The following is a 19176-nucleotide window of genomic DNA, read 5'->3' as shown; positions in this document are numbered from 1 at the left end:
TGGGATTTTTCACTTCTTGAAGAATTGAGTTTGCTCTCAGCCAGGTCTTTATCCGATACTAAGTATGCTTTGACAACAGCTTGTGGCCTGTGAAGCCCGAAAGATTGCAGCTTTATGACATGTTGTCTGAACCCTGAGTGTACCAAACCGCTAAACCCTGACACTCACAAGTATTGTCAGCAATGTGGCACGGCCCTCGCCCCATTTCTCCACAAACACTACAACATCATCAAACCCCTTGGAGCTGGACGCTGGGGGAAGACCTATCTGGCAGAGGATGTTGATCAGCTCAATACCCCATGCATTGTTAAGCAGTTAGCCCTGAAAACATTTGGGGCTAGTCCCAATGCCGTTCAACTTTTTCGAGAAGAAGCTAAACAGCTCCAAGCCTTGGGCCATCATTCCCAACTCCCGGACTTATTAGCCTATTTCCAAGAAGGGGAGTATCTCTATCTGGTGCACCAGTTGATTGAAGGGAAAACCCTACTCGATCAGCTCCAGCAAGGGACGTTCACTGAGCCTCAAGTTCGCAATTTTCTCTCGGATTTATTGCCAGTGTTGCAGGTGGTGCATAACCAAGGGGTGGTGCATCGAGATCTCAAGCCAGAAAATATTCTTCAAGATACCCAGGGGCACTACATTCTGATTGACTTTGGCATTGCTCAGTTCCTTAATGAAAATCAAACTTCGCAACGGCCTACTAGCAGCCGCTCCCTGGGCTATCGGCCTCCTGAGCAACTACAAGGACAGGCTAGCCCTGTCAGTGATTTGTTTGGACTTGGGGCTACTTGCTTTCACCTCCTAAGCGGTATTTCTCCTTCAGAGCTAGCACAAACCCAAGGTCAGTCCTGGATCGAGAATTGGCAGTCTCATGTGGATCGGACTACCCCTGAACTACAAGCAATCCTGACCCAGTTGCTTTCACTTGATCCGGCACAACGGTATCAGTCCGCTCAGCAGGTTTTGGCTGACTTAACCCATAATCCTCCAAGCCCGTCTTCTTGGCTCAATCAGATAGGGGCCTCCCGGAAGATTTGGATCGGCACAGCGATCGCATTCTTAACCCTTGGCAGTTTGTCCGGTATCACCTATATGATTGCCACGCGCATGTCGTCCTCTGAAACCTCGGGAGAAAGCGCCACAGCCTTTATTCGTCGGGGAGATGCCAAGTATAATCGGCGGAATTACGAAGATGCGATCGCAGATTATTCCGAAGCGATTCGTCTGAGTCCAGACAATGCCCAAGCCTATTTGGGGCGAGGGAATGCCAGGTACGCTTTAGAAGAATATCCAGAGGCCCTGATAGACTATGACGAAGCCTTAAAGCACGACCCGGACTATGTTTATGCTTTCAATGGTCGGGGCAATGTCAAATTTGCTCGCAAAGACTTTGAGGGGGCTATCCAAGACTATAATCAAGCGATTCAGTCCGATCCTCAGTTTGCCTTGGCCTTTTACAATCGCGGCAATGTCAAATCTGCCCTTAAGGAACATCGAGCTGCCATTGAAGACTTTAGCCAAGCTATTCGACTCAATCCCCAATATGAGCCTGCCTATCTACTGCGAGGGGTTTCTAAAGCGGCTTTGACCAACTATGCGGGGGCCATCGAGGACTATTCCGAAACTATTCGCCTCAACCCCGACAATGATAATGCATTCAATAGTCGGGGGGTAGCCCGCTACAAGTTGGGCGAAAGCCGTCAAGCCATTAAAGATTTCACCGAAGCCATACGTCTTAATCCCAAGAATTCGTTTGCCTATTGCAACCGAGGGGAGTCTAAGCTGAAGTTAAAGGATGCAGAAGGGGCGATCAAAGACTGCACCGAAACCATCCGCTTAGATCCTCAAAGTTCCTTTGCCTACAGCGCCCGTGGCAAGGCTCATCATGCTCTCAAACGGTATAAAGCTGCTATCGAAGACTATACTCAGGCCTTAACGATTAATTCGGGTTGGGGCAATAGCGATAGCCCTGCCGATAGCTACTACAACCGGGGTAGTGCCAAAAGTAAGCTGAATGATATTGCCGGTGCAGTTGAGGATCTGAAAATTGCAGAGGACTTATTTCAGCAACAAGGCGATACTAAACGGTATCGAATCACCCGCGATTTACTAAAAAAGCTACAGTAAGCGCCTAGTGTTAGACATCATGTTGATTGGGCCATCGAAACTGGCGTGGGTGGTGGTTACTGCTTTATTGCTGACGGCTTGTGGTCCTCCTGAAATGGTGGGAATTCCAATTCGGCAAGAACTGTATGACTCTTCCCATCTTCTAGACCAGAATCACTATAAAGATCTAATGCGCCGATCCATTGACGGCAACTCAAGGGCATTTATCCGGTTGATCCACTTTGACTGTGGAGGAGTGTCCTTTTGCTATTGGCATGGCGAAGTATTAGCGAAAATCGTCTATCACATGGGTGAGGAGAAAATACTAGAACTGGTTGAAAATATGACCCCCAAAGATAAGAGCCGATTCCACCACTTGCTTAGAGCTGGCCTGGAATATGGATCATTTACGACAGATGGAACATTAACCAACTAACTTAGTAATTTAGAAATTGAGCATGAATTCCCACGCTTAAATCAATGGTTGCTAATAGACTCAAACTAAGTGGTGATTCAGAAAGTAGATGAATACACTTGTCGGCGTGGTAGATGCAAGTTGTCGCAAGGCTTCCGCAACATTATGAAGAGACTAATGCCATGAAATTCCTCAAAATTTATTGAGGAAATTACAGTGGTATATCTTGAATTCCACTGCTATAACGGTCCTTGAAGCAAGAGGTCTATACTGTGTTTTTTGGACAAGTTCTGAATGCATTGGGAGTGTTAGTAGCCAGTATGTGGCTCGCCAGCAGTCCCCCACAAGTTTCAGAAATCCCTATTCGGCAAGAGCTGTTTAACTTTTTTGATGGCCAAGAACAGAACGCCTATAAAAACTTGATTCAACAATCTATCAATGGCGATTCCCAAGCCTTTCAGACCCTGATCAAGTTTGACTGTGGAGGAGCATCCTTCTGTTATTGGCATGGCGAAGTCTTGGCAAAAGTGACGTATCAACTGGGGGAAGAGCAAGTGCTCAGCTTGCTCAAGGATATGAATCCAGCAGATAAAAGCAGCTTTCGACATTTGCTGATGGCAGGTCTTGAGTATGGATTATTCTCCACAGATGAATCCCCTACGAGCAAACGAAGCAAGCTGGCCATTGAGGATGAATTTCCCCGCTTAGATCAATGGTTGCAATCGGCAGCGAACTAAGACTCTGACCACCTAGCGGGTCAACGGCTTGATTCGAGATGGGATAGCTGGGTGACCTCATCTTGCACCCGGATACTGATATCGACGGCCTGATTCAAAATATCGCTATAGGTTTGGGCCTGATGCTGGAGTTCTATCGCCTGCAGGGTGATCAGATTTTGCTCGATATTGTCCAACAGGGCTTGGCGACGAGACAGCAGGCCCCGATTCTGCCGTAGAATTTTCTCCGTCATGAGACCCGCAATTAAACTTTCGCGGGCTTTATTGAGGGCTTCTAAAATTGTGGTTTGTGTCTGTTCGGCACCGCCTAATTGCTCGAATAAATCGACCGCTTGCAGAACTTGATGATAATGGTCCACCTCATCGAGCAGTCGCATCAAGCTACGCAGATGCCGGGCTTTGAGCCACATTCTGAATTGACGAACGATCCAGAGACCCAGTGCGATCGCACCAATCCATCCCAAGACCATCAGATCAGACGTTGAGCCACGAGCCAGTCCTAGGCCGATGGGGGTCGCAAACATCAGCAAGAGTCCCAGAACTAAGGGTTCCGTTGTGGCGACCACCAAGAGACGTCCAGGAGCATTTAAGGGCAACCGATAGGTACCAATTAGGAAGCCATTGAGAAAATGATCACTGACTTCCAGGCCGCTGAGCCGTTCAATTTCAAGGGTAGAGATGCGTAAATCTTCTAATGCTGGGGTCATCATCCCTATCCAGCACTGCCCAGAAGATTCGCTAGGGCATTCCAAACCCCAGTCAGAAAATTGCCTTCTCTGGCTCGAAACCATTCGAACTGGCCAGGAGAACCGAAGAAGGGTCGCAGAATCCATCCCAACTGGCTACCAACGATGCCATAGAGTCCTAACCACAATCTCAAGATTGTCAGTCGGAGCTTATAGTTGGCGCTATCTTCATCGGCTGGCCGCATAGCCTGATAGAGGAAGGTCACCCCAAACACTCCTGTCAGGGCAAAAATCACCACATTTAGAAGCTGGTAGAAAGCGTAGTCTTTGATGGGAGAAATGGTAATGACAAAGAAGAGCGTAACGGGAGCAAACCCGCAGAGCAGAATAGAGATCACAGAAGCGGCACTCAGGACATAGGTAAAATGCTGGGCCAGGGTTTTCTGGGAGCCGAAGAGGGCATTAAAAATATAGAGGGCGGGCAAACAAACCACCAGGGTAATCAGATAGAGAGCAGGCAACTTAACCGCCGATGACAGGGCCTGCATGGGGCTATGAAAGGAACCCACAATGCCGCCGTAGATGGCAAAGCAGCAAAAACTACAGAGCAATAAGGCCGAAATTTTACTGTGTAACCGTTTGCGATCGTGAATTTCTTGCAGGAAGGATTGACGGTCTTTCAGCAAACTGAGAAAGGTCGCAGAATAATTCATGATGGATTCAAATAATCTGGATAAAAACCCGGGACTCAGCAGATGATTCTCGGAATTGAGACGGTCATCGACCCAATGGATTCAGTTGGATTGAGTCCCTTACGTAAATCAGCGTTGAACCAAATCAGGGGAAACTCTAAGGGTTTCGCTTTGATTGGTACCCCCCATATGCCTCTATTCTTTAGGTCACGCTAGGTTGAGGCGTTGGTTTTGTTATGTGTTAGTCCAATCCTAGGATGTGCATTACTGGGGACCGTTGATCTCAATCATCAAGAGCAGATGATCTTGCTCACACGGTCGTAGCAGGCTGATTGCAGTTTGTAGCGAGTTGGTTCACCAACTGTTGCAAACTGGTGGCTGATAAATCAGGTAGCTGATGTTGCTGCTGGATATTGGTATATTGGCGCTTCATCGATCGGCGATAGGCCGGATCATAATGCTCTTCCAACAGAGACTGAACGAATGCTGGCCACTGTTGCTCGTCGATGAGGTTATGCCAGTGCTGCAGTTGGGCTTTGCTGTAACTGCGTCGGAGTAAATTGAGCTTGTCTTTGAGTAAAGCGGAATTATGGGTGAAATGCTCGTAGTGGGTCACCAACCAGTCCACTCGACTGCTCATGGGGGCTTGGACTTCGACACAAGGAGCAGCTTGCATTTGGTCCCAGAGAGCCTTGGGGACAAAGCGCTCACCGATTTTATTGCTTTCTGCCTCGATCCAAACCGGGTGGGCGGTATCGAAGGTTTGGAGGGCCGACAGTAAATCCGATTCAAATTGCTTTTGAGAGGGTTGGGCAGAGGTTTCTGCTGCTCCTAATAACGAGCCCCGATGGTTGGCCAATCCTTCTAAATCCAGGACCTGCACCTGAGCTTGAGCCAAACGCTGCAAAATCTCCGTTTTGGCAGTGCCCGTGAGTCCGCACAATACACGATACGAAAAGTGATACGGCACCTGTTCTAGCTGTTCTCGGACATAGGTGCGATAGGTCTTATATCCCCCTTTCAAAAGGGTTGTACGCCATCCCACCTGGGTGAGTACCAGGGCCATACTTTGGGATCGCTGTCCCCCACGCCAGCAGTAAATTAACGGGTGATACCCCTTGGGGTGATCTGCAAAGTGGTGCTTGAGGTGATAAGAGAGATTTTGAGAGACCAGTGCCGCCCCCTTCTTGCGGGCCACAAATGCCGACACTTGCTTATATAGCGTCCCCACCTCAGCTCGTTCTTGATCCGTGAGTACGGGCAAATTGATGGCACCGGGGAGGTGATCTTCCGCATATTCAGCGGGGGATCGTACATCGATAATTTCGCTATATAGTTGTGGGCAAATATCGGCTGTGATGTTGGGGGTGAGGGGCATCCAGGTCTAGCAGTCTCTAGGCATTAGCAGGAAAGGTTTTTCTGAATTCATCAATCAGGTCATCCATTTCCTCCAGGGCCTGATTGACGTCAATGCGGAGGGTGCCTAAATCGGGTTGCTCGAGTAGCTGCACCAATAACCCACGTTTTGATTCCAATAAGGCAATGCGATCGCGCATCGTTTGACTATCCACCAAGGTACCCTCGTTGCCAATTGAATGTGTACAAGACTTAATAATTCTAACAACCGAATCATAACGGTAAACGTCAATTGTTGGGGTGAAGAATCTGGAATAGGAAGGGACCTATGCAATGGCTGATTCCCTTTTCACAATCAATAGTCTGTAACGGTTTCAGTCAAGAGCTGAAAATCTGAGCTAAGCTAACTTATGAATACGTTATATTTGGGCATCTGCTGTGCTTCAACGTTCAACTCTACTTTCGCTTTTCCTAGCCGTAGGTCTTGGTGCTGTTGCCCAACCTGCCTTAGGACAGGCAGTTGTGCCTCGGACCCTTAAACTCGATTCCAAAGAACTCGAGAAAACGGGGCTGGTCTTATTCAAAGAAGCGGTTTACCTGAGCCAATTTCAGCAAGTTGAACCTGCTCTAGCTCGCGTCAAATTGGCAACCCAACTCGCTCCTAAGTCTGCAGATGCCTGGGCCTTGTTGGGAGGGTTATACCTCAGCCAAAAAGAAGTCGATAAAGGGATTTCTGCGCTAGAAAAATCCAGAACCTTAAATGCCAAAAATGCAGGGGTTCATTTCAGTCTAGGTGCTGCCTACTTTGGCCAAGAGAAATATGAACAAGCGGCCCAACTGTTGACCATGGGCCTCAAAATTAAGCCGGACGTTCCAGAAGCCCTGTTTGATTTAGGCAATACCTTTTACAAAATGGGTAAATTGAAAGATGCCATCAAACAGTATGAGAAATCCTTAGATCAAAACGAAAAATTCTGGCCCGCCATCAATAATATTGGCTTAGTCCAATACGAAAAGGGTGAGGTTAGCCGAGCTATTAAGCAGTGGAAAGCGGCGATTGAGATTGATCAGAAATCCGGTGAACCAAAGTTGGCCCTTGCTGTCGCGACTTATGTCGAAGGCGATAAAGAAGAAGGGCTGTCTTTAGCTATGTCTGCCCTGAAATTGGATGGACGCTATGGCAAGGTAGCCTTCCTCGAAGAGAACCTCTGGGGCGAAAAGTTGATTGCGGATACTAAAGTGGTGTTTGCGACCCCTGAAATTCAGGCTGCCTTGAGTGAACTAGACGTTGAAACCGATGACGGAACGTCTGCAAGTACCTCTCCCTAAGGCTTGGACACTCCGTAAAGAAATTGTAAGGCTTTCCCTAGGGAGATCACCTTATAATGGCTGGCATTCCTGCTTTAAGACTCAGATTGTTTCGTGCAGTTTCTATAGAGATTCGTGGCAGATTTAGGTATTTTTCGTTCCAAAGACTCCGCCATTGACGGTGCTCGATATATCAGTCGAGTGGATGCCTCATTTCGACTGCGTACTTTAAAACCAAAAGATTTGTCTGAGGTGGCGGCCCTCCTCTGTCGGTGTTTCTATCCTCAGGAAGGCTGGCAGTCCTGGTTTAACCCCATTATGCAAATGGGTATCTTTCACGATCTGCAGTCCCGCTACAGCGTCCGCCTGATGCCGTTTACGAGCTTGATTGGTGCTCAAATTGCTCGGGAGTCGTCCGTAGAGTCGGAACTGGTGGGTACCGTTGAGGTGTCTCTAAAATCCTTGTCGCCTTGGATGCCCTTTGCTCCGTCTGTGCCCTATATCTCCAATCTGGCAGTGGCACCTCAATGTCGTTGTCAGGGAGTGGGCAAGCAGCTCTTATTTGCCTGTGAAGAAATGGTTCGTCAGTGGGGACATCACCGCCTTTATCTCCATGTGATGGATGACAATACCCCGGCTCGTCGGCTCTATGCGAAAGCGGGATATCAACTCATAGACAGCCCACCGTCTTGGCCCAATATTCTGTTTGCTTCTCCCAAACGACTACTGCTCTGTAAGCGTCTCTAGCTTATTGCTGCTAGAGCTTGATTCCTTATCTTTGTCGGGGTGTTCTCGCCTAACCAATAGAGGGCAACACACCTGTGAATCATATTCTTTTACACTTTGAGGTAAGCCTTGGGCTTTGACTGAGTCTTTGTGATGAAGACTGGGGCCTATCTCTGGAGTGTATTTTGACCTGACTATGTTGCTGCAACCCCATCAACGAACCAAGCTAGACAATGGCGATGATCAGTTTTTCTATGATTATCCGCGTTTTGTCACCCATGTTGATGATGGGTTTATTCAACAACTCACGGATCTGTATCGGCAGCATCTCCAGCCAGGATTTACCATCTTAGATTTGATGAGTAGCTGGGTGTCTCATTTGCCAGAGGATATCAAGTTTGATCAGGTGGTGGGCCATGGTCTAAATGCTGAAGAGCTGGCCAAGAATCCTCGCTTTGATGAGTGTTTCGTCCAAAATCTCAATCAAGAGCTGCAGCTTCCTCAAGCCGATCAGACCTTTGATGCGGTATTGATCGCCGTTTCTGTCCAGTATTTGCAATATCCTGAAGCCATTTTTAGCGAAATCCATCGAGTGCTGAAGCCTGGTGGTGTGGTGATTGTCAGTTTCTCCAACCGCATGTTTTATCAAAAAGCGATCCAGGCTTGGCGAGACGGAACGGATGCTCAGCGGGTCCAACTGGTGCGATCCTATATGGGATCTGTCGAAGGCTTGAGTGAACCCCAGGTGGTATCGAATCAAACGCCTCAATCGACCCTCTTATCTTGGATGGGATTAGGGGGAAGCGATCCCTTTTTTGCCGTTGTATCTCGCCGACTTCCTACAGAGCAAACAGCTACGAATGAAGGATAGATTTTGAGAATTGGCAATCGAGAGGGGTTGCCATCTCTCAAGTTGGAAATACCATAGAACATAAAAATAAATAGGTGAGTGGACCGTGGAGAGTACAGCGGTAGTTGGCCCCATTATTCGACCCATAGAGCAGCCTGATATTTGTGCTGTCGCCAATTTGATGATTGATCTCAGCCAAATAGCGGTGCAATCACACCCAGATATCCATCGCCCCCTACGGGTGGATCATGCTAGGGAGTATTTAGAAGAGAAAATAGGGGTTGAGCAAGAATTTATCTATGTTGCAGTGACTGATGACCAACTGGTGGGGTATATCCACTTTGAGGTTTGTGAACGGGCAGAAACGATCTTTTCCCATGCCAGAAAAAATATCTATTTGCACCAAATCTATGTAGTGAAGGAATTTCGTAGAAAAGGAGTCGGTAGTCAGCTGATTTCTACCATGAAACGGTTTGCTCAAGAAGTCGAAAACCTGAAATGGATTTGGTTTGATATGTACACTTCCAACTCATCAGCCTTAAAATTTTATCAATCGCAAGGTTTTGAAACGATAGGTACTCGCATGAGTTTAGGTCAGGACAGTGGATTTAAGTGATCTACCTTTATATATTGACATTCAACAACTAGATTCTGATTTTTAAAGAGGCTACGTAATTGTCAGGCGGTCATGTATTCGGTTTATGCAATTGTCGCCTATCAACAATGTTTAGGGGTTAATATGGCGATTTTGATCAACTTGGCTAACCGCCCCTGACAATTTCATTAAACCTGGCCCTTCATTACTTGAAATCTTAGCCAATACTCTCTGTTGTCTTTCCCGATGGGCATAAACAGCAGGAAATGCTGCATTGTACTTAGCTACAACCCCATCAAACCGACGAATCATACTAATTCTAAAAATCTCTTCCTCCCTCTTTGAAATTCCAGTAAATGCTGAACGACCTATCTGCAATCCAGGATTGGGACAATGGCCAAACTCAATCCCCCCTGACCATTGGGTAAAGTTACAGGTGCTTGCCTGTGCAGCTTGCCCCCAACTGAGTGTTGTAACGAGTAAGCCAAAACCAACACAACGAATGAACTGAAGCATCATATAAACCTACGGTGGATCATCTCCTGATTACCTTAGGGGTTGGCTGATAGGTTCTACCGCTCCTAAAAGTCATAGATAAAGGTGACATTCGTCACTTCTTCTATTTGGCATCAGCCATTTACGTTTGAGGTGGGGATAGATATTGCTGTGCCCATAGGGCCGCTTGGGTGCGATCACGAACCCCCAAACTCCCTAACAACTGACTCACATAATTTTTAACGGTGCCTTCGGTTAAATGCAAAATCTGTGAGATTTCCCGATTACTCTTGCCCTGGCCGATCAAGTTAAGGACATCCAGTTCGCGGTCACTCAACCGTTCCAAGTGGTTTTGCTCATTTTTGAGAGGAGGGGGGCGCAATTGGGCAATCACCTTTGGGGCAATAGTCGGTCCGAGTTGAAAGTGGCCATCGTGCAGCATCCGTATTGCTGCTGCAAGCTGACTAGCGGGTGTACTCTTCAGTAAATAACCCAAAGCCCCTGCCTGCAATGATGTCCAGATATATTCGTCTTCATCAAAGGTGGTCAAGACCAAAATACGAATCCAAGGAAACCGTTGATGGATCTCTCGGGTAGCCTCCACACCATCACAGATTGGCATCCGTACATCCATAAGAATCACATCAGGCTGTAGGGTTTGGGTCAATAGGATGGCATCTCGTCCATCTTGTGCCTGCCCCACAACGGATAAATCTTCCTCTAGCTCTAAAAGTGAGGCCAGCCCTTGGCGAAATAGAGCCTGATCATCTGCAAGCAGTAGCCGAATCATGATGACTCTGACGGATATGGAATGACGATCTGTAAGGTGGTTCCTTCACCCGGATAACTTTGAATGGTAAACACTCCACCTAGGATTTGAGTGCGCTCGTACATACCCCGATGACCATACCCAGACTGATGGTTATGGCGGTTAAATCCTATCCCATCATCATGTAACTCAATCCTTATCTTGCCCGTGTCGTACTTGCCAGTAAGAATTACGTTTGATGCTTCCGCGTGTTTCTGTACATTGGTCAATCCTTCTTGAAGGATGCAGTAAAGCTGATGGCCGATCTGTGATGGCAGAGGCGGTAAGTCAAGGTCAAGCTGAATGGTTAAGGAGTGGTTGGGATCAATCGAGTTCGTAAGGGTTGCAATCTGCTCATTAAGATTCAAAGTTTCTTCCCGTATTGTTTGTACGGAGCGACGGACCTCAGTTAGACATTGTTGAGCCAGTTGCTTAGCGGTTTGTAAAGACTGTTCTGTTTGAATGGAATCTTGATGATACAGACGTTGAGCTAACTCCAGATGCACATCTAATGTGGTGAGTGAGTGCCCAAGGGAATCATGGATATTGCGGGCAATTCGGGTCCGCTCTAGGGTTGCGGCTAAGGTTTCTACCTGTTTGGTTAAGGCTTCTGCTTTAAGGCGGCTTTTTTGCTCAGCGATGACCAGTAAGGCAAAGAGGAGTGTAAAGCTGCTTGCCCCCACGTAAAAGGCCAATTGATTGAAAAAGATGTAATTGGGATCAAGCCACCGATCAATCCCAATCTCTGCAACCCTTGCTAGCAGCCTGGGACGACTCCAATGTGAAGCAACTAAATACGTTGAACCCAAGACAACCACCGTTTTAATGGCGTTTTGACAGCCCAATATAAAGCAGGTTTTGGCAATAAACCAATACATTTGCAGCGGTAAAGTTAAGCTGAGGCCAGCCAAAACGGTAAATACAAGGCTGTTTAAGCACACAAAGGTCCATTTGTGCCAATACGGACCTTTGAGGGGAATTATCCAGCTCAAAAGGAAGAAGACGCCATGAAAGAACAATATCTGCTGAGATATTTGTGCTGATAACGTGTAGCTCCCCCCGATCCACCCCAACAGTAAGCTCATCAGCAGGAGTAGCCAATCAATACGTTGTATCGTCCGACGAGACAGAATCGGTGGATCAGAACTGGTAGGCATATTGCAGGGTAGAAACTGCACTTAGGCTGTCTCTATCCTGCAATATTGTGCCAAAGATAATACATGACCAAAGTCATCAATTCTTTTGACTATTGAGACCAGTCACGAGATGTCAGCGTTGTTACTTTGAACTCAGCAAACCTTTGTAGGAGTGAATGGTGATGAAACTATCGCTACAGACCCTATTGATATCAAGTCTATCGATGGTGGGGATTGAAGCCTTTGAATGTATCCGCACCGCTACCGCAGCGCCAGCCCCCGTCTTTCAACCCGTCATCAGTGAAATTCGTAAGCAACTTCCCCCAGGAGGAATGCTACGACTACCCGCCTATTTACCAGATTCAGACGTAACGCTATATCCCTATTTGAAGACTGATGCTCAGAGTTTCGGGGTATATCTGGCTTTCAAACCGAGTTGCCAAGTCCCCTCCTGCACCATCGGAGGAGCAGGTATCCTTACGCAAGAGCAGGCATGGCCACCTAACGGCAAGAATCGCTTACAGGTTGAGCTTGCCCAGGGGATTCAGGGGTATCACATCGCTCTTGGCCAAGGCCGGGGTGGGAAAGCCAACTATGTGTATTGGCAACAGGATGGTCAAACTTACTCGATTGGTGCCCTTGAATTAGGAGCCTCAAAGGAAGAAGTCATTGAGATGGCAAAATCCATGGCCATTGAACCGCCTATCAGTGGAGACAAATGATGTTTTAATGTTGCTGTTCTTGGGTTGAAGTTTGCAGCACTTCGAGGCTGCAAATAACCTTTGGTTGCTTAAATCTGGGGACCGTAATTGTTATCCGTTCCACCTCACATGATGTGCAATATACTCTAGTTACACATCATGTGAGGTGTTTGTGTGGAATGCTGATAACTCTTCCATTGTTAAGGATCTGTCGAAAAGCTAGGATCTAGGTTGAAAACAAATGGGGATGCATGAACGATTGCAGCTCCCAAATCTTCCTGGCAGCCATTGAGAAGCATACCAATCTGATGGCTTAAGATTTCTGTGATATGGATATCGCTTGGTGAACCCCCCTCATTTAGCGATGGCCGATTCAGGCAATGGCAATACTGTTCACCCCGTCGATTAAACCTGGCCAGTATGATCCGAGCCTTTGGTGGCTGCCATCGCTTTCCCCATAAATTCCATCAGCTCAGGATCCACCATGCCTCTACTCGCTACCTCTGCCCCCTCTTGTTGATACATCGACTGTAAAGATGAGGCAATACCTGAATCGCCCCCAGTGAACTGTTGGATCAGTGATTGCCATTTTTGAACGATGACTTGCATGGCTTCACTGGCTGGATTCGTGCCTTTTGCCATTTCAGTCCGGGCTTGGTCAATTAGCGTTTGCCATTCTGCCTCGGCTTGATGGATGTGCTCTTCACCTAGAGCTTCCCGTCTAGCCTGAAGTTGCGCTTGCTGTTCTGGGGTGTAGTATTTCTCGATCATGTTTGTGACCTCTATTAATTGAAGGAAGTCTTGAATTGAGATTGCTTCTGTAGACTGCAGCTGAGAAGCGATGATTTCTAGCCGTGCATATAGCTGCTGTAGCTCAATGTGTTCTTTGAGTTTGGATAGATGCAGTTGCACCACGTCATGGGGAGAAAATTCATTCTGATTCAAGCAGTCTTGGATTTGCGCTAGGGAAAAACCAAGTTGACGTAATGAGACAATTTGCTGCAAGCGAATAATGTCATCATCGCCATAGAGTCGATATCCTGCTTCGGTGCGTCGAGAGGGCGAGAGTAAACCGATCTTGTCGTAGTGGTGCAATGTACGCACGGAGACGCCAGTTTGTTGAGCTAATTCGCCCACTTTCATAGAAACCCGTTGACTGATGTTTCTCTCCGGCATTGGGAAGCAATCCTCATGTGTGAATGGTTCCATGATAGAAACCTCACGTAGGGTGAGAGTCAAGGGGGAAAACGGAAAAATGTGAGGTGGCGCTAGGAAGTTTGGATGGATGAGTTGCGATCGCAAACGACAAAGCAGCTCTTTCCTATCTAATCAGCAGAGATATCCATAGATTTTGATAGGTAGCTTATTCCTTCCAAGATATCTGAAGCCTCTGTTGTTCTGCATATGTAATACAAACTCCCCCAAAAATCTAGGAAGACGAGATGTTTTTAAGTCTATTATTGACTTCCTGTCTCTTTGCTTTTTTCTATTTTTTGTTGATTGATATAAAAAAGTTTCATTAAAGTTTTGACAAATAAATGAGATTGAGATGTAGATTTCTTATTGTAATCAAGTTGCTATTAAATTCTTTTTCAGAAGTTTTATGAGAAAATATATTTTAGAAAATTTAAATATTTAATGCCTCAAATAAAGTATTTTATGAAAATAGTCTTTCAACATTTCTAATATGTTTCTAGAGTAGCTGTCTAGGCCAATAGATAAGCTTAAGATGTCGTTCTTAGTGCTCTATCTTAGAAGTGTAGTCAGCCACCTGTCGAAAGATAGATAGTTCTTATATCTAAATTCAAGATGCGCTTCTTGAACCTAGGTTGGTCTCATCTCATAGCTATTCAAGACCAAGTTTTACCTTAGCGCTGCTACTTAATTGAGTATCTCAGATAATCATTGGGCAGCGATTATCACATGCTGATTTTAGACCTTATAAGTCTAATGGTATGTGTACTTTGAATGCTGGATACAGATGAAGCTAATTCCATTTGTATTTGAGGTTTTGCAATAAATAAAAACTTATCTTAGGTAGAAAAATGCCTCCTATAAATGATGACCAAATTCTTGCTGCGAGTATTGCTTTCCCAGGAGATACTCAAAGTTATACCTTCACAGCTCAGTCTGGAGACTTAATTGAAGCCTTTGTTGATAATTTGACAGATGGGAACCCAGGTCTTCGCATCCGTCTGCTAGATGTGGATGGTATGACATTACTGGACTCAGATGCCAGTGTTCGAGGTGGCAACCGGGATGTTGCGATTGGAGAGGGCACCCTCAATTTTGGAGATACTCCTTTACCTTTCAAGATAGAGACAAGTGGAACCTATACTCTCCTAGTTGATGGAATAGGAGATAGTGTTAGTGATTACACCCTTGGCTTAACCAATTTCACACAAGGGGCTTTGACTATTGATGATAATCAAAGCCTATCTGGAAATATTGCATTTGCTGGAGATGGAGAGTCTTACACCTTTGATGCTCAGTCTGGAGACTTAATTGAAGCCTTTGTTGATAATTTGACAGATGGGAACCCAGGTCTTCGCATCCGTCTGCTAGATGTGGATGGTATGACATTACTGGACTCAGATGCCAGTGTTCGAGGTGGCAACCGGGATGTTGCGATTGGAGAGGGCACCCTCAATTTTGGAGATACTCCTTTACCTTTCAAGATAGAGACAAGTGGAACCTATACTCTCCTAGTTGATGGAATAGGAGATAGTGTTAGTGATTACACCCTTGGCTTAACCAATTTCACACAAGGGGCTTTGACTATTGATGATAATCAAAGCCTATCTGGAAATATTGCATTTGCTGGAGATGGAGAGTCTTACACCTTTGATGCTCAGTCTGGAGACTTAATTGAAGCCTTTGTTGATAATTTGACAGATGGGAACCCAGGTCTTCGCATCCGTCTGCTAGATGTGGATGGTATGACATTACTGGACTCAGATGCCAGTGTTCGAGGTGGCAACCGGGATGTTGCGATTGGAGAGGGCACCCTCAATTTTGGAGATACTCCTTTACCTTTCAAGATAGAGACAAGTGGAACCTATACTCTCCTAGTTGATGGAATAGGAGATAGTGTTAGTGATTACACCCTTGGCTTAACCAATTTCACACAAGGGGCTTTGACTATTGATGATAATCAAAGCCTATCTGGAAATATTGCATTTGCTGGAGATGGAGAGTCTTACACCTTTGATGCTCAGTCTGGAGACTTAATTGAAGCCTTTGTTGATAATTTGACAGATGGGAACCCAGGTCTTCGCATCCGTCTGCTAGATGTGGATGGTATGACATTACTGGACTCAGATGCCAGTGTTCGAGGTGGCAACCGGGATGTTGCGATTGGAGAGGGCACCCTCAATTTTGGAGATACTCCTTTACCTTTCAAGATAGAGACAAGTGGAACCTATACTCTCCTAGTTGATGGAATAGGAGATAGTGTTAGTGATTACACCCTTGGCTTAACCAATTTCACACAAGGGGCTTTGACTATTGGTAATAATTCAAACATAGTTGAAACCTTAGAATTTGCAGGCGATGGTGAAGCCTATACTTTTGATGCTCAGGCTGGTACTCAATTCTCAGTTTTTGCAGATAATTTGACCACATCTGGTTTACAAAGAATACGCGTTCGCTTGTTAGATACTGATGGCATGACTGTTTTAGCTTCTGATGTATCTAATGCTGCGTTGGATGACGTTGAAATTGATAGTTTCTCGTTAGCCAATAGTGGTACATATACCCTTCTATTTGATGGAGTTGGTGACACAACTGGTAGATATAGTCTTGGCAGTAATATCACCCCTATACTCCCACCTTCTGATATTGATTACGCTATAGCGACGAGTGCCGTAACGCTCACTGAGGGGGATAGTGGCGCCCAGCAAGTCACCTTCACCGTCACTCGGACAGAGATCACTCAGGTTGCTAGCGCTGCAGTTATTCAAACAGGAACAGGTACGACTCAATCTACTAGCAGTGCGTTCTCTCAAGTGGCTGCTGCTCAAGCTGCTACAAGCATTGACTTTACGATTGGTGGCACAGCAACGAATACTGAAGATTTCACTAATATTGGTGGCACCAGTGGTGCTTCGGGATTAACGGGCACTATTAATTTTGGTGTTGGTGAAACCAGTAAGACGATTACCCTTGATGTTCTGGGCGACACCAATATTGAACCCGATGAAACCATCGTTGTGTCTCTTGCCAACCCTACTTCTCCTGGCACAGCGACTATCAGCACTGGCTCTGCAACCACAACCATCTTGAACGATGATGTTGGTCCACCTCCGCCTCCACCCCCAGCTGATATTGACTACGCTATAGCAACAAATCCAGTCACACTCACAGAAGGAGATAGCGGAGCCCAACAAGTTACCTTTACGGTTACTCGAACAGGAGCGACTCAAAACGCTAGCAGTGTTGACTTCAGTTTTGGTGGCACAGCAACGAATACGGAAGATTTCAACAATATTGGCGGCACCAGTGGTGCATCCGGTTTAACTGGAACTATCAATTTTGGAGCAGATGAAACCAGTAAAACCATCACGTTGGATGTCTTGGGTGACACTGATATTGAGCTAGATGAGACTATCGTTGTTTCCCTTGCCAATGGGACTGCTCCTGGTACAGCGACTATCAGCACTAACTCTGCGACCACAACTATCTTGAACGATGATGTTGCTCCACCGCCGCCCCCACCCCCAGCTGATATTGACTACGCCATAGCAACAAATCCAGTCACGTTGACTGAGGGAGATAGCGGAACCCAACAAGTCACTTTCACAGTCACTCGAACAGGGGCTACTCAAGTTGCCAGCAGCATCGATTTCAGTTTTGATGGTACGGCAACTAATACTGAAGATTTCAATAATATTGGTGGCACCAGTGGTGCTGCTGGTTTAACTGGAACGATCAATTTTGCAGCAGATGAAACCAGTAAAACCATCACGTTGGATGTCTTGGGTGACACTGATATTGAGCTAGATGAGACCATCGTTGTGTCCCTTGCTAATGGAACTGCTCCTGGCACCGCAACTATTAGTATCGATTCAGCGACCACAACTATCTTGAACGATGATGCTGCACCACCTCCACCTGCTGATATTGATTACGTCATCGAGACGAGTGCAGTAAATGTCACTGAGGGAGATAGTGGAGCACAGCAAGTCACATTTACAGTGACTCGAACAGGGGCCACTCAAGATGCCAGCAGTGTTGACTTTGCGTTTGGTGGTACAGCTACTAATACGGAAGACTTTAACAATATTGGCGGAACTAGTGGTGCTGCTGGTTTAACCGGAACTATCAATTTTGGAGCAGATGAAACTAGCAAAACGATTACCCTTGATGTTCTAGGTGATACTGATATTGAGCCAGATGAGACTATTGTGGTGTCCCTTGCCAATGGGACTGCACCTGGTACAGTGACTATCAGTACTAGCTCTGCAACCACAACCATCTTGAATGATGATGTTGCTCCACCTCCGCCACCACCCCCAGCTGATATTGACTACGCTATAACAACAAGTCCAGTCACGCTGACTGAGGGAGATAGTGGAGCCCAACAAGTCACCTTCACAGTCACTCGAACTGGCTCTACTCAAACCGCTAGCAGTGTTGACTTTACGTTTGGAGGTACTGCAACCAATACGGAAGATTTCAACAATATTGGCGGTACCAGTAGCGCATCTGGTTTAACTGGGACTATCAATTTTGGTGTCGATGAAACTAGCAAAACCATCACCCTTGATGTATTAGGCGACACGCATATAGAGCCTGATGAAACCATTGTGGTGTCCCTTTCGAATGGAACTGCCCCCGGCATCGCAACTATTAGCACCGACTCTGCCACCACCACTATCTTGAACGATGATTTCTCGAATGAAGATAATGATTCGGATGATGAGGGAGAGGAGAGAAATGAGAATGATTCAGGAGATGGCGAAGAAAATACTAGCTCGGGCAAAGTGCTGCATGGGACTCATGGCCATGACAAACTTGTCGGTATGGATGGACATGACACCATTAGAGGCCTTGGCGGTGACGATCATCTATTTGGACGGGGTGGTAATGATCATATTCAGGGTAATGCTGGCAAGGATACTCTCAAGGGAGGATCGGGTGATGATGAGTTGCTAGGAGGCCATGGTCGTGATTATCTGTTTGGCGGTGATGGTCATGATCGATTGAGAGGTGGAAACGGTAAAGATCTGCTGGTTGGTGGCGCAGGATCAGATACTTTTGTCCTTGAACCGGGTGAAGAGAGAGATTATATTCTTGATTTTGATGTAGCTGTTGATAAAGTGATCTTGATGGCCGAGCACCTCTCATTTAACGACCTTAGGGTTACCTCTGTAGGACACAGCTCAGCGGTAAGCGTTGCAAGTACAGGCGATCATCTGGCTTTCTTTGCAGGTGTAGGTGCAGACTTACTCAAAGACCATGTATTTATGGTGATTGAAAATCCTGATCAAGTTTGAGAGTCAAACGCGTTTACCTTAGAGTCATGAGCTGAAATGGTCTCAGAATTCCAAGATCTCGTTAGACC

The 19176-nt window shown here is 46.3% G+C and carries 17 protein-coding genes; 9 read left to right on the top strand and 8 right to left on the bottom strand.

Annotated elements, in window-relative coordinates; all coding sequences use genetic code 11:
• Nucleotides 1–114 precede the first annotated feature (114 nt).
• From AM1_RS07035 to AM1_RS07025, 3 genes are all read left to right on the top strand, one after another.
• On the top strand, nt 115–2127 hold the full coding sequence (locus AM1_RS07035; protein ID WP_012162126.1) for a serine/threonine-protein kinase: 2013 nt from the start codon (nt 115–117) through the stop codon (nt 2125–2127).
• Between the two features lie 19 nt (nt 2128–2146).
• Entirely contained in the window at nt 2147–2542 is a 396-nt protein-coding gene (locus AM1_RS07030; protein ID WP_148215690.1) for a hypothetical protein, read from the top strand.
• 251 nt (nt 2543–2793) lie between these two features.
• A complete protein-coding gene (locus AM1_RS07025) occupies nt 2794–3258 on the top strand; it encodes a hypothetical protein (protein WP_012162124.1) in 465 nt (154 codons plus the stop codon).
• A gap of 20 nt (nt 3259–3278) precedes the next feature.
• On the opposite strand, the gene AM1_RS07020 is transcribed toward AM1_RS07025, so the two are convergent.
• From AM1_RS07020 to AM1_RS42060, 4 genes are all read right to left on the bottom strand, one after another.
• Entirely contained in the window at nt 3279–3968 is a 690-nt protein-coding gene (locus AM1_RS07020) for a hypothetical protein (protein WP_238549185.1), read from the bottom strand.
• A 2-nt stretch (nt 3969–3970) separates the two neighbouring features.
• A complete protein-coding gene (locus AM1_RS07015; RefSeq protein WP_012162122.1) occupies nt 3971–4657 on the bottom strand; it encodes a hypothetical protein in 687 nt (228 codons plus the stop codon).
• A gap of 289 nt (nt 4658–4946) precedes the next feature.
• Complete coding sequence (mnmH, locus tag AM1_RS07010; RefSeq protein ID WP_012162121.1) at nt 4947–6014, bottom strand: tRNA 2-selenouridine(34) synthase MnmH; 1068 nt, start codon at nt 6012–6014, stop codon at nt 4947–4949.
• A 16-nt stretch (nt 6015–6030) separates the two neighbouring features.
• Nucleotides 6031–6207, bottom strand: a complete 177-nt coding sequence (locus AM1_RS42060; protein WP_187152925.1) for a hypothetical protein — start codon at nt 6205–6207, stop codon at nt 6031–6033.
• Between the two features lie 223 nt (nt 6208–6430).
• Between AM1_RS42060 and AM1_RS07005 the strand changes: the two genes are divergently transcribed.
• From AM1_RS07005 to AM1_RS06990, 4 genes are all read left to right on the top strand, one after another.
• Complete coding sequence (locus AM1_RS07005; protein WP_012162119.1) at nt 6431–7321, top strand: tetratricopeptide repeat protein; 891 nt, start codon at nt 6431–6433, stop codon at nt 7319–7321.
• Between the two features lie 114 nt (nt 7322–7435).
• Nucleotides 7436–8047, top strand: a complete 612-nt coding sequence (locus AM1_RS07000; protein ID WP_041659312.1) for a GNAT family N-acetyltransferase — start codon at nt 7436–7438, stop codon at nt 8045–8047.
• A 175-nt stretch (nt 8048–8222) separates the two neighbouring features.
• Nucleotides 8223–8897 carry a class I SAM-dependent methyltransferase gene (locus AM1_RS06995; protein ID WP_012162117.1) on the top strand — a complete coding sequence of 225 codons (675 nt, stop codon included), beginning with the start codon at nt 8223–8225 and terminating at the stop codon, nt 8895–8897.
• An 85-nt stretch (nt 8898–8982) separates the two neighbouring features.
• A complete protein-coding gene (locus AM1_RS06990; protein WP_012162116.1) occupies nt 8983–9492 on the top strand; it encodes a GNAT family N-acetyltransferase in 510 nt (169 codons plus the stop codon).
• Between the two features lie 111 nt (nt 9493–9603).
• Here AM1_RS06990 and AM1_RS06985 read toward each other — a convergent pair whose 3' ends face one another.
• The 3 genes from AM1_RS06985 to AM1_RS06975 all read right to left on the bottom strand — a co-directional run bounded on the left by AM1_RS06985 (nt 9604) and on the right by AM1_RS06975 (nt 11931).
• Nucleotides 9604–9990: a hypothetical protein gene (locus AM1_RS06985; RefSeq protein ID WP_041659311.1), complete on the bottom strand. Its 387-nt coding sequence runs from the start codon at nt 9988–9990 to the stop codon at nt 9604–9606.
• A gap of 118 nt (nt 9991–10108) precedes the next feature.
• Nucleotides 10109–10756, bottom strand: a complete 648-nt coding sequence (locus AM1_RS06980) for a response regulator (RefSeq protein ID WP_012162114.1) — start codon at nt 10754–10756, stop codon at nt 10109–10111.
• Nucleotides 10753–11931 carry a sensor histidine kinase gene (locus AM1_RS06975; protein WP_041659308.1) on the bottom strand — a complete coding sequence of 393 codons (1179 nt, stop codon included), beginning with the start codon at nt 11929–11931 and terminating at the stop codon, nt 10753–10755. Before AM1_RS06975 ends, AM1_RS06980 begins: the two co-directional genes overlap by 4 nt.
• A gap of 161 nt (nt 11932–12092) precedes the next feature.
• Between AM1_RS06975 and AM1_RS06970 the strand changes: the two genes are divergently transcribed.
• Nucleotides 12093–12632 carry a hypothetical protein gene (locus AM1_RS06970; RefSeq protein ID WP_012162112.1) on the top strand — a complete coding sequence of 180 codons (540 nt, stop codon included), beginning with the start codon at nt 12093–12095 and terminating at the stop codon, nt 12630–12632.
• Nucleotides 12633–13016: 384 nt separating this feature from the next.
• Here the strand turns inward: AM1_RS06970 and AM1_RS06965 are convergent, their stop codons facing one another.
• Nucleotides 13017–13787, bottom strand: coding sequence for a MerR family transcriptional regulator (locus tag AM1_RS06965; protein WP_012162111.1), 771 nt, complete (start codon nt 13785–13787; stop codon nt 13017–13019).
• Nucleotides 13788–14656: 869 nt separating this feature from the next.
• Here AM1_RS06965 and AM1_RS06960 point away from each other — a divergent pair.
• Nucleotides 14657–19108 (top strand): beta strand repeat-containing protein, encoded by a 4452-nt coding sequence (locus AM1_RS06960; protein WP_012162110.1) that lies wholly within the window; start codon nt 14657–14659, stop codon nt 19106–19108.
• The last annotated feature ends 68 nt before the right edge of the window (nt 19109–19176 follow it).

Origin of the sequence: Acaryochloris marina MBIC11017 (genome assembly GCF_000018105.1) — a bacterium.
Lineage (GTDB): Bacteria > Cyanobacteriota > Cyanobacteriia > Thermosynechococcales > Thermosynechococcaceae > Acaryochloris > Acaryochloris marina.
This window is presented reverse-complemented; position numbering and strand designations above follow the sequence as displayed.